Below are 12,059 nucleotides of genomic sequence, written 5' to 3'. Positions count from 1 at the left end.
GATAGACGATTTTTTTTGTTTGCGATATTACAAAAACCCAGCGTTCAAGGGGTGGTTTTCTGTTTTTGTTTACATAACTTTACATAGTAACGAGATGATTTTTAGTGATTGGCTAGGCGCAAAAGTGCTTTTTTGAGATTTTCATCAGTGGTGACATGCTCTGCAGCCTGTGATATAGTCCGCTTTGTGTTTTGGCTAAGAGCCTGATTTTTATTAGCTTTACGAGATTTTGATGAGGCCGCCGCTGGCCCTGAAGATGATTTTGATAGATGATTTTCAGTAGAAGTATTGGCTACAATGACGCGAATTTGCTTGAGTTGTTTAAATGTAATTGACTGCTCATTAAGGACTTGCAAGTACGCGCTCTGTAAATAGCGAATATGGTTAGCAGCCGTCATTGAGCTGACACTGAGCACCAATTGCTCAGCAGTAAGTCCGACGACCCAGCAGCTATTGAGGATTTCCTCAGGTAGACAGTCTACCAGTAGCGCTTTTATCTCATTGGTCGCTTTTATATAAAACTGCATATTATCAGCAAGGGTTTGGGGTAGTGCGCTACCAGCAAAAGCTTGATGATCAATAAGTTTGGCAAGCCGATTGGGCTGTTTTTTTGACATCGTGATAACTCATCTAGTAGGTGACAAAAACGATATTTATCATAAACATGCTAACCGCAGTATATAACAAGTGAGTGATGAGGCAGTTGACCAGACCAAAACTATCGGTGTGAGTCATGATAAAAGAAGTGGTTGTGATAAGGATTTTATCATGTTTGCTTGATGTGAATATCCTCTAAATTAATTGATGCGTCGTCATGGATGACGAGCAATCCTGTATTAACCATAGGTAGTAAATTTATGAAACAAGCTTTATTAATTTTGTCAGTATTGGGAATGGGTATAGCACAGACGAGTGGTGCTGTCGAAACGACCTTTCAACCAAATAATACCTTGAGTCATACCGTCACAAACCTCTCTACTTCTGTGAACTACGGTTCTAGTCGCAATATCTATAGCACCAATAGCGGCGCCCATGTTTATAGTAATGATGAAATTAGTCAAGCAATTGACAACCTAAGTGCTCATGCCAAGCAAAAAGAATATCAGCTTGCCTCGCTCACCAGCCGCCTCTCTTATGAGCAGCGCCAGCAGCAAGCAAGCCGTGTACCTGATAGCAACTCAGCCCCTGCCATTGCCGCAGCACGTGCTTCACGCGTGGCGTTATCTAGAAGCTCTGGCTACTGTGCCCGCTACGTCCGTAAAGCCTTGCAATCAGCAGGCTATGAGTTTACGCCAAATCCTTCAGCGTATCAGTACGCCACGCGTGGCACGCTTGCTCAAGCAGGCTTTACCAAAATCAGTAATGACACACCGCATCAGGTGGGTGATGTAATCGTCTATGACCGTAGCTACACGCCCGCACGGTCATATCCAGATTTTTGATGGTACCGACTGGGTATCTGACTTCCGCCAAAAAGGTATCAGCCCATACAGCGGTGTCCATAGTTATACCACATGGCGCGACTCACAATACGTAGATGATGCCTCAGATCGTGGTATCTATCTTGCGATGGCAGACAAATAATAATCTGTTTAGTAATCAGCTGATAGCGAGCTGATTTACCAGTTTTCTCCAAACTCAGTAATGCTCTTTATGACGTTACTGAGTTTTTTTTATTTGTGCTGTCATAGCACGAAGCACACGAGATCTAAAGCACAAACTGGCTCCAATGCTGGCGATTGTGAAAATCAGGCGGGGTAGCGTGAGAGGGCGCAAAATATAGCGCTGTTTTATCCAGCCATAAGATAACGCAGGGGTGGAGGTACTCAATCACGGTGCCATATACGGCGTATTGCTGATGCGGTAATGGCGTCACTGGTATATGCAAGTAACGCTCAAAATCAACTGAGCGGGCCAAGTTTATACCTAAGCTTGAATTTACGCTCGATATTGGCCAGTCGAGCGTGGCACGGGTTTGCAGATCGGTCATCAGGGCTGGCGGCGGCAAAGTATCTGGGTGCCGATAGTCATCAAACTGATACAGCGCGTAACGACCATCTGGACTGGCATTGATTTCGATATAGGGTGTCTTTGTCACTGCCAGCGTAGAAGGTTGCGGCGTTTTGGCACTGATAAAGCACTCAAGGCAGGTCTCCTCCCACAGATAGTCTGCGAAACCGACCTTGTCTGGCTGCCATACTGGCCACTCTAGTCGGTGCGCCATAGAGGGTGTGGGCATGTTGATCTGATAATGAAGCTGTAGATAAAAAGGCGACGTCTGGCTGATGTCTGCGTGTACGCTCACGCGGATCTCTGATAGCGCAGCGATACTGACACCTAATTGCTGCGCCTTGGTGGCGAGGCTGTCGGTGGCTAAACGCAAATGAAAGGCTTGGCTCATGATGTAATCACTATTTTGATACGCACTAGTTTTGATAAGCAGCCGTTTCGATAGGTAGAATGAATAATGCACGAGGTCTATTGCGCTAGGTCTATATAGTTAATCCTACATAAAAAACTGCGGTGCCAGAGTGCTACTGATATTTATTTCATAGTAAATTGATTATATACCCATCATGCAAAAAACCGCGAGCAACATGCCGCGCGGTTTTAGGGTATAGCAGATAGCAGGTGTATTGCGGCATGGTCACACACAGCACGACCATTTGTTTATCCGCACTAAATCCACACCGCCTCTTTGTGCCGACATGCTACTGGGCGTGGCGAGTGAGATTAGAGAGTTTTGGATTGGCATTTGGGTTTTGGCGTAGTAGCAACGCCATACGACCGATAGAATGTACCAAAGTGGCGTTTGCCGCCGCTGCAAGCTCTGCCCCGATGGTATCACGCTCTTCTTTGGTGCCGGCCGGTAGTTTTACCTTGATGAGCTCATGATCTGATAAAGCGCGATCAATCTCTTCGGTGATGGTGGGCGTGATGCCTTTGTTGCCAATCATAACGATAGGTTTTAGCTCATGGCCGATGCCTTTTAGACGTTTGATGGTAGCGTTATCGAGTTGCATAGAATTCCTAGGTATTGATAAAAATAAAAATATTACCGCCAACAGCAGTGAGTGATCATTATAGATAATCTATGACCAACTTGCATGAGATCGGCAGGATTTTGCACGATTTTACGTGCTGAAAATGTTAAACTGAAGGTTTGACCACATTATAAACGCTACTGCCTTATAAAACAGTTATTTAACCAAGAGAATTTGATGATTTAAGTGCATTTATAGATAAATAGCCTCATTGGTACTATATTGGTACTATGTCTTGCGCGCATCAGGCGTTTCAAAGTGTATCGTTATCAAAGCGCATAAAGTTTTGCAGAGTAATAGGAGCAGGTATTTTGGCCACGCGTATCGAAAACAAAAAATTGTCAAAAAGCAGCAGTGCTTGGATGCAAGAGCATATTGACGACCATTATGTACAAAAGGCCCAAAAAGACGGCTACCGCGCCCGCGCAGCTTATAAGCTCCTAGAAATCAACGAAAAGACCAGCCTAATCAAAAAAGGCATGACGGTTGTGGATTTGGGCAGTGCGCCTGGTAGCTGGTCACAAGTGGCCGGGCAGTTGGTGGGTGATAAAGGCATTTTAATCGCCTCTGATATCTTGCCGATGGATGCGTTGCCAGATGTCACCTTTATCCAAGGTGACTTTCGTGAAGCTGAGGTGTTTGACGCGATTATGGCAGAAGTGGGCGATCGGCAGGTCGATGTGGTGCTATCAGATATGGCGCCCAATACTTCTGGCAATCGCGCGATTGATCAGCCGCGTATGATGTACCTATGCGAGCTGGCGGTCGACTTTGCGCTGGCAACCTTACCCAAAGGTGGCGCGCTTATTATGAAAGTGTTTCAGGGTGAGGGTACACAAGAATTACGTCAGCAGATGCAGCGTGATTTTAGTAAAATCCGTAGCATCAAGCCCGCTGCCTCACGACCACGATCAAAAGAGATGTTTTGGGTGGCGATCAAATAGTTTTAATTTCAATGAGTTGCTGCTATTGTAAGCGGGAGAGTATGCCATTATAAAGGATGGATACTATGCGTGAAAATCCGCTACAATCGTTAACTGAATAAAAGTGAAACCTGCTTGAATTATGCAGGGAAACACCACATATCATGGTATATTAACTTTGTTTTAAGCATGCGTTTTAGGCAAAGTCGTCTGATAATAAACGCCCGATACGCTCGTTGAGATTTATATATCGTCAAATGAGCCAAACGTTTATGGACGTCACGTGTTTAGTAAACACACCAATAAGTAAGGGATGGGAATAACTAGTGAGCGACATGGTAAAAAATACCTTATTGTGGCTGGTGGTAATCGGCATTTTGGTGCTGGTGTTTAGCGGCTTTGATCAATCCTCTGAGCCGGATAACCTTAACTACTCTGAGTTTGTGACCGCGGTGTCAGAAAATCAGGTAGCCAGTGTTGAAATCGATGGCGAACAAATCACCGGTGAAAAGAAAAATGGCTCATCTTTTGAGACCATTAGACCCGCTGTGACAGACGACGAGCTGATGCCGCTGTTGCGTGAAAATCAGGTTGAAGTTCAAGGAACTGCTCCGAAACGCCAAAGCGTCTTGATGCAATTGCTGATAGCCAGTTTCCCAATTTTATTGATTATTGGTCTGTTTTTATTCTTTATGCGTAATATGCAAGGCGGCGCTGGCGGCAAGGGCGGTGGTCCGATGAGCTTTGGCAAATCAAAAGCCAAAATGCTCACCGAAGACCAAATCAAAGTCAATTTTGAGGATGTCGCAGGCTGTGAAGAGGCCAAAGAAGAAGTGGTCGAGGTCGTTGACTTCTTGCGCGATCCAGACAAGTTTACCAAGCTAGGTGCGACCATCCCACGCGGTATCTTGATGGTTGGACCGCCTGGTACGGGTAAGACGCTATTGGCGCGTGCCATCGCTGGTGAAGCCAAAGTACCGTTCTTCTCTATCTCAGGCTCTGACTTTGTCGAGATGTTTGTCGGTGTGGGTGCCTCACGTGTGCGCGATATGTTTGAGCAAGCGAAAAAGAGTGCCCCTTGTATTATCTTTATCGATGAGATCGATGCCGTTGGTCGCCACCGTGGCTCTGGTATGGGCGGCGGTAATGATGAGCGTGAGCAGACATTGAACCAACTATTGGTTGAGATGGACGGCTTTGAAGGTAACGAAGGCGTTATCGTGATTGCCGCGACCAACCGCGCTGATGTACTCGATAAAGCGCTACTCCGTCCTGGTCGTTTTGACCGTCAGGTACAAGTAGGTTTGCCAGATATCAAAGGCCGTGAGCAAATCCTAAAAGTACATCTGAAGAAACTGCCAAATACGATCAGTGTCGATGCGCGAGCTTTGGCGCGTGGTACGCCTGGCTTTAGTGGTGCCCAGCTGGCTAACTTGGTCAACGAAGCGGCACTATTTGCCGCCCGTCGCAACAAAACCAGCGTCGATATGAATGACTTTGAGGACGCAAAAGACAAGCTATATATGGGTCCTGAGCGCAAATCGATGGTAATACGCGAAGAAGAGCGCCGTGCTACTGCTTATCATGAAGCAGGACATGCCTTGGTTGCTGAGCTACTACCAGGTACCGACCCTGTGCATAAAGTAACGATTATGCCGCGCGGATTTGCCCTTGGTGTGACTTGGCAGTTGCCTGAGCATGATCAGACAAGTATGTATAAGTCAAAAATGCTCAATGATATCGCTATTTTGTTCGGCGGTCGTATCGCTGAAGAGGTGTTTATCAATCAGATGTCGACTGGTGCTTCTAATGACTTTGAACGTGCGACTAAGATGGCACGTGCCATGGTAACCAAGTACGGTATGTCAGATGCGCTAGGTATCATGGTGTATGAAGACGATGATAGCTCGCAAGGGTACTTCGGCGGCGGTGGTCGGACGATTTCTGAAGCCACGCAGCAAAAGGTCGATGACGAAGTTCGCCGGATGTTAGAAGAGCAATATGACATCGCGCGTGAATTAATCGAGGCAAATCAAGATAAAATGCATGCGATGGTTGATGCTTTGATGAAGTGGGAAACCATTGATCGGGATCAGTTGCAAGACATCTTGGCAGGTGAAGAGCCACGTCCACCAAGAGTGTATCAGCCCAACGAAGTGAACTTGTCAAAAAATGACGTTAAAACAACGGGTCCGACACCGCCGCCATTACCAGCGATGTAGAGCAAGCAAGTAAAATTGTAAAAGACAGCTAACAGATCACTGTTTAAGCTAAAAAGCCCTTTTTGATAAAGGGCTTTTTTATGGCTCGTATTTTACTCAGAATTTAGAACCGTATGGTATTTACTGGTATCATAAGCAAATGGTAGCCAATACCGATTGTCCTTTTTTTAGTCCCTTTTATTGATAATGGATGGCCTATGTCATTGTTTCAGCCTTTACCGACTTATCGTATTCGCAGCCGCAACAAAGTGTTGGATTTATCGCAGCCGCAGGTGATGGGAATATTAAATGTGACGCCAGACTCGTTTTCAGATGGTGGTCAGTTTACCGCGGTAGATAAAGCGCTGCAGCATTGTAAACAGCTGATAAATGAAGGGGCGACGATTATCGATATCGGCGGCGAATCTACCCGTCCAAATGCCGCGCCTGTAGCGACGGATGAAGAAGTGCAGCGTGTGGTGCCAGTGGTGACAGCCATTCGTCAGCAGTTAGGTGAAATAGGTCAGGATATTTGGCTGTCGATCGATACCAGCAGCCCGACTGTGATGCAAGCAGCGTTTGATGCAGGCGCTGATATTTGGAATGATGTACGCGCGCTCAGACGTGAGGGTGCGGCCCAATTAGCAGCAGAACTTAATATACCGGTGATGCTGATGCACATGCGCGGCGAGCCCACAACCATGAATGAGTTGGCGCAGTATGATGAGGTAGTCAGTGATGTCAGTCGCGAGCTGCTTGCTCGTATTGAAGAAGTGACTTGTGCTGGCGTGAAGCGTGAAAACCTCATCATCGATCCAGGCTTTGGTTTTGCAAAAGATTACGAGCATCATCGTGCACTATTGACCCAGCTTGATAAGTTACAAACGCTTGGTTTGCCATTGATGTTTGGTATCTCGCGTAAGCGCTTTTTGGCACAGGTACTCACTAAGAGCGGCGTACCAGCAGTTGCCACTACGCAAGCCAGCGAGCGCGATGCGATCGGTACTGCGGCTGGATTGTTGGCATTGCAGCAAGGCGCGAGTATCATCCGTACTCATAATGTAGCGATGATGCAGCAAGCGGCCGCGCTCTGGCAGCAATTAACCGAGTATCATCAAACCTCTGTCATTACGACCAACAACCATCACTATCAATTTACTAAATAATGTACCGACTAGCTATAAGGCGTTTCCTATGAGTATATCTGAAAACAAACCACCTGAGCCAACCAATGAGCAGCGCCGCGTCATCTATCAAGCCCGCCGCGGCCTAAAAGAGCTGGATTTTTATATCGATCCTTACGTCAAGGAGCGGTATTTGACCGCAGATGCTGCTGAACAGGCGACCTTTGCCGAAATGCTCACCTATGAAGACCCAGATTTATTGGATTATTTTACCAATCAATCGCGACCTGAAGATGATGCAATCTGGGCGCTGGTCAATAAAATTAAAACATGGCGTCATACCAAAGAGTTGATGCCCTAATTCGCTACCACACACCTCATGAGATTACCGCGATATCATGGATTCGATAACTGCCCTGCGTATTGATACTGCTATCGAGCCTAAGAGCCGATTGCGCTTGCTGTTACATCTGAGCTTAGCAAGTATCATGATAGGGCTTGGTATATTGGCATCTTTGGCGCTTTGGCAGTACGTGCTGGTCTTAGCGGTGGCAGCCGCCGTGGTAGGTTATTTGACCGTATCCCGCCACTGAGTCAGCGCCTTGATCAACACTGGCAGCTTCTGATGCGTACGGCACAGGGGGAGGGTTTATGGTTGGCAAACCTACAAGCCATTCACCGTTTTGAGTGGGCGCTCAGTTTTGAATTCGATATCATCGAGCCTTATCAGCGTTCGTTGGCCGTGACAGTTTTTCGCGATCAAGTCAGCCCTGAGCAGTGGCGAGAGCTGAATGTTTTGGCCAATATGAGCATTGGCAATACGGTCTAAATATTTATCTTCTTTTCCCTTGGTAGCGATGTACAGGCTTACAAGCGCCTACATGTCATAACAAAATACCTATCTCGATCAGCAAAGAAGCCTGCTATATTAATAGCACTATTAATTGACAGCTAACTATAGTCGATACACTTTAAAAGTGTTATAGCGCTGCTGGGATGAATTTTTCGCAGCTTCTGGGGACGCAGCACGCAAGTAAAATTTATACCAGTAGCGCATTTAAACTTATGACAGTTTTGCTTTGAGCTGACTATAACAACACTGTTGTAGAAAATATGGTGATAAAAATTATGGTGATAATGTATGTTGTGAGGCAGCGGCGTTAAAAAATGGCTACCGACAAATAACGGCTAAAAAAACACTGTGCTAGACCACGATAATGATAAAAAAGGAGAAAAATATGAGTTTATTAGGAAATTTAGTCAGTCAGGTGGCTCGTCAAGCCATGGATCCTGCTGACGCTCAGCATAACCCAGTCAATCAGCGTGCTGATACAAGGCGGACAGGCGGTCTGGGTGATATCTTAGGAAGCGTACTGGGAGGCAGCCAGGGAGGTGGCTATAATCCGCGTCAATACGATCATCAGCCAGATAATGGCTTTGGCCTAGATGACATCATCGGCGGTCTTACTGGCGGCGCGCAGCGTGGTGGTGTCAGCGCAGGCGCTGGTGGTTTGGGTGATATCTTAGGAAGCGTACTGGGTGGTCAGCGCAGTCAAAGCGGCTTTGGCGGTAAAGGCATGCTTATCGCCGTGCTTATGCCCATGGTGCTTAGCTGGATCAAGCGTAATGGTGGTCTGAGCGGTGCATTATCCAAAATCACGGGCATGGGCTATGAAAACCAAGCACGCTCTTGGATGAGCAATCAGCAGGACAATGAAAACCTCGATCCAAACGATGTCAATCGATTGTTTGATGAAAGTGAGATTCAACAAGTGGCAGCGCATACTGGTGCCAACGAAGCCGAGGTGCGCCAAGGCATTGCAGAGCTGCTACCTGAAGTCGTAAATCAGCTTACTCCCAAAGGTAACTTAGATACCGAAGCGGAGGCTAACGAAGAAATTGATCAAATTATCGGCCAGTTATCCAACCGTCTAGGCACTTTACGATAATGGTCCAATGCTTATGTTATAGCTACCTTTAGCTGTGTAGTCTGCCGCTACTGAAACAGACAGCTGATAGAGGCCAAAAGAGCACGTTTATATAGCGTGCTCTTTTTTATTGGAAGGACTTCAATAATACATACTACATAGATATGTTAAAAATGGTGAACAAATGCGCAACGGTGCTGGTAATCTTATAAGATGAGGGTATCAGCCACTGCATAGGATACTGACGCATGCCGTTTAAGCCGATCCAAGCCGCTATTGCCATCGTCGTAGGTCTTATCATTTGGTTTGTCATTCCTGTACCGACGGGCGTCACCGCTGACGCATGGCACATGCTGGCTTTATTTATCGCCACCATCGTTGCCATTATTGGTAAAGTGCTACCCATCGGGGCGATAGCGGTCATTGCCGTAACGCTCGTGGCTTTGACGGGTGTGACCAGTGACAGCCCAAAACAAGCCATCAATGATGCGCTCTCTAGCTATTCAAGCCCGCTAATATGGTTGATTGGTATCGCAGTGATGATATCGCGCGGCCTTATCAAAACCGGTCTTGGTCGCCGCATTGCTTATTATTTTATTTCTATCTTTGGCAAAAAAACCATCGGAGTCGCGTACTCATTGACGGCGGCTGAGCTGATGATAGCGCCTATCACACCGTCGAATACCGCGCGTGGTGGCGGTATTATTCATCCTATTATGAAATCTATCGCCCAAAGCTTTCATTCAACGCCAGAGGAAGGCACGCAAAATAAAATTGGTCGCTATCTGGCAATGGTCAATTACCATGCCAATCCGATTACCTCAGGGATGTTTATCACCGCGACCGCGCCCAACCCTTTAGTGGTAGACCTGGTAAATAAAGCCACAGGCGGCAACATTCAGCTGTCGTGGACAACGTGGGCGGTGGCGATGTTTGTGCCGGGCATCCTGTGTTTGGTGGTGATGCCTTTGGTGATTTATCTGATCTATCCACCTGATGTCAAAGTCACACCTGACGCTAAAGGTTTTGCAAAAGACAATTTAGCAGACATGGGTAGCATCAGCCGCCAAGAAAAAATCATGCTCGGTGTGTTTGGCCTGATGCTACTACTCTGGGCCAATATCCCAGCGCTGCTATTGGGTGAGCAATACAGCGTCGATGCCACAACGACGGCTTTTATCGGTCTGACGACCTTGATATTGACTGGGGTGCTAACGTGGGAGGATATTCTCAAAGAAAAATCTGCTTGGGATACCATCATCTGGTTTGGTGCCTTGATTATGATGGCCGCTTATCTGAATGAGCTTGGCTTGATTCGCTGGTTTTCTGACAATATCGAAGCGATGATTGGTACGACAGGTCTGGGCTGGGTAGGTGCCGTGGCGATTTTGACGCTGGTGTATTTGTACATTCATTACTTCTTTGCAAGTACGACTGCGCATATCACCGCTTTATTTGCCGCCTTTTATGCCGTCGGGCTGAGCTTAGGAGCGCCGCCCATGCTCTATGCGCTGATTTTGGCTGCAGCGGGCAACATTATGATGACCCTCACCCATTATGCGACCGGCACCGCCCCCGTCATCTTTAACTCAGGGTATGTGACCTTAAAAGAGTGGTGGGGCATCGGCGCTATCATGAGTGTGGTCAATCTGGTGATTTGGATAGGGGCAGGTATGATATGGTGGAAAGTGCTTGGCTATTATTAATAGGTATCTGAGTGTTAGATGAGTCACGGTTAAAATCGCTCATCTAATGTCTCAAGCGTGTAGTCAAGGGCGGCAAAGCAGATGTCACTCTTAAAACCTCTATACTGCAAAAACCGTAATTGACGAGCCTTGTCTTTTGGCTCACGGGGCAAGGTATTGCCGTATTTTTTGGTGCGAGCGGTCACCGCTAGCTTTAGCCAGTCAACGCCTTCGACCAGATTGTCATCACCATCTTCGACAAATTCGCTAAATTCCTCAGACTCTGCATTTGCCATATCGATCAGCTCATCGATGTTGTCTGGCATGGCTATTTTTTTTTGATAAAACGCTTGCTTGATGCGGCCGCGCCCCCGTCCTTTACGGATGTTTTCACGGATGAGCATGAGGGTGGTGCGATAATCACTTTGATAGCCTTTTTTCTCAAACTCATCGAGTAAGGCATCAATCTTGTCTGGGTCTTGTTCCTTATCGAGCAGTTTTTGCTTTAGCTCTGCTTTACCGTACTCACGGCGCGACAGATAATAAAAAGCCAGCCAGCGCAGGCGACTCTCTGCCTTGATAGCGTCAATCTCGGCTTGCCTTTGTTCAGGGGTGCGAAGATACGCTTTTAGAGCAGCAGGTAAGTTGTCCGCGTGCGCGTCTGTATAGTGATGATGGACGGCTTTAGGGTCAAGCAGTGGCGCTGAGCCTTCTGTGCTCTCTAAATGATCTACACCCTCTAGGCGCGCATCGCTATCAGCGGTGATGGTAGGGGCGCTATCGTCCGAATGACCATGAATATGATGCTTTACCTCGGCCAGCATCTCTTTGATACTTTGCGCTTTTGGTGGTTGATACGCAGGTGCGTCGTTAGGTTTAGGGCTAAAGCTCGCAGCTGGATGAAAGCGTTTTTCACGTCTTTTACGTTTGGCTGTAGACGCCGACTTCTGAGACGTATTTTTATCGACCCGTGCTGCATGAGGCGATCTGAGCGCTTTGGGTGTTTGGGAGGTTTTAGAGATTTTTTTCGGCTTGCTAGTAGGGGCGCTCGCTGAGTCGGCGTCCGATTCAGCGAGTATTTCAGCTAAGGTTTTAATGTTCATAATCAGTCATAACGATAAATAAGCGTGCCGTTATTGTACTGGCTCAGGCGC

Annotated in this window: 12 protein-coding genes and 1 pseudogene; 9 read left to right on the top strand and 4 right to left on the bottom strand. The window is 47.0% G+C overall.

Annotated elements, in window-relative coordinates; genetic code table 11:
* Positions 1-101: 101 nt before the first annotated feature.
* On the bottom strand, positions 102-617 hold the full coding sequence (locus tag NK638_RS09920) for a DciA family protein (protein ID WP_274632892.1): 516 nt from the start codon (positions 615-617) through the stop codon (positions 102-104).
* A gap of 240 nt (positions 618-857) precedes the next feature.
* Between NK638_RS09920 and NK638_RS09915 the strand changes: the two are divergent.
* A pseudogene (locus tag NK638_RS09915) lies at positions 858-1,584 on the top strand (CHAP domain-containing protein).
* A gap of 124 nt (positions 1,585-1,708) precedes the next feature.
* On the opposite strand, the gene NK638_RS09910 reads toward NK638_RS09915, so the two are convergent.
* Together NK638_RS09910 and NK638_RS09905 are read right to left on the bottom strand one after the other, a co-directional pair.
* Positions 1,709-2,401: a hypothetical protein gene (locus NK638_RS09910; RefSeq protein WP_274632891.1), complete on the bottom strand. Its 693-nt coding sequence runs from the start codon at positions 2,399-2,401 to the stop codon at positions 1,709-1,711.
* 310 nt (positions 2,402-2,711) lie between these two features.
* Positions 2,712-3,023, bottom strand: a complete 312-nt coding sequence (locus NK638_RS09905; RefSeq protein ID WP_075100455.1) for a YhbY family RNA-binding protein — start codon at positions 3,021-3,023, stop codon at positions 2,712-2,714.
* Positions 3,024-3,355: 332 nt separating this feature from the next.
* On the opposite strand from NK638_RS09905, the gene NK638_RS09900 reads away from it, so the two are divergent.
* From NK638_RS09900 to NK638_RS09865, 8 genes are all read left to right on the top strand, one after another.
* Positions 3,356-3,988, top strand: a complete 633-nt coding sequence (locus NK638_RS09900) for an RlmE family RNA methyltransferase (RefSeq protein WP_075100456.1) — start codon at positions 3,356-3,358, stop codon at positions 3,986-3,988.
* Positions 3,989-4,293: 305 nt separating this feature from the next.
* Complete coding sequence (ftsH, locus tag NK638_RS09895; protein WP_105244064.1) at positions 4,294-6,189, top strand: ATP-dependent zinc metalloprotease FtsH; 1,896 nt, start codon at positions 4,294-4,296, stop codon at positions 6,187-6,189.
* A gap of 197 nt (positions 6,190-6,386) precedes the next feature.
* The gene (gene folP, locus NK638_RS09890) at positions 6,387-7,334 is read left to right on the top strand and encodes a dihydropteroate synthase (protein WP_274632890.1); all 948 of its coding nucleotides are present in this window, start codon (positions 6,387-6,389) and stop codon (positions 7,332-7,334) included.
* A gap of 28 nt (positions 7,335-7,362) precedes the next feature.
* The gene (locus NK638_RS09885; protein WP_274632889.1) at positions 7,363-7,653 is read left to right on the top strand and encodes an FAD assembly factor SdhE; all 291 of its coding nucleotides are present in this window, start codon (positions 7,363-7,365) and stop codon (positions 7,651-7,653) included.
* Positions 7,654-7,690: 37 nt separating this feature from the next.
* Positions 7,691-7,885, top strand: coding sequence for a hypothetical protein (locus NK638_RS09880; RefSeq protein WP_274632888.1), 195 nt, complete (start codon positions 7,691-7,693; stop codon positions 7,883-7,885).
* A gap of 32 nt (positions 7,886-7,917) precedes the next feature.
* Positions 7,918-8,121, top strand: coding sequence for a hypothetical protein (locus NK638_RS09875; protein WP_274632887.1), 204 nt, complete (start codon positions 7,918-7,920; stop codon positions 8,119-8,121).
* 409 nt (positions 8,122-8,530) lie between these two features.
* The gene (locus NK638_RS09870; protein ID WP_274632886.1) at positions 8,531-9,241 is read left to right on the top strand and encodes a YidB family protein; all 711 of its coding nucleotides are present in this window, start codon (positions 8,531-8,533) and stop codon (positions 9,239-9,241) included.
* Positions 9,242-9,468: 227 nt separating this feature from the next.
* Positions 9,469-10,926, top strand: coding sequence for an anion permease (locus NK638_RS09865; protein WP_105244060.1), 1,458 nt, complete (start codon positions 9,469-9,471; stop codon positions 10,924-10,926).
* Positions 10,927-10,955: 29 nt separating this feature from the next.
* Here the strand turns inward: NK638_RS09865 and NK638_RS09860 are convergent, their stop codons facing one another.
* Positions 10,956-12,008, bottom strand: coding sequence for a regulatory protein RecX (locus NK638_RS09860; protein ID WP_274632885.1), 1,053 nt, complete (start codon positions 12,006-12,008; stop codon positions 10,956-10,958).
* Between the last annotated feature and the right edge of the window lie 51 nt (positions 12,009-12,059).

Origin of the sequence: Psychrobacter sp. A3 (genome assembly GCF_028823565.1) — a bacterium.
Classification (GTDB): domain Bacteria; phylum Pseudomonadota; class Gammaproteobacteria; order Pseudomonadales; family Moraxellaceae; genus Psychrobacter; species Psychrobacter celer.
This window is presented reverse-complemented; position numbering and strand designations above follow the sequence as displayed.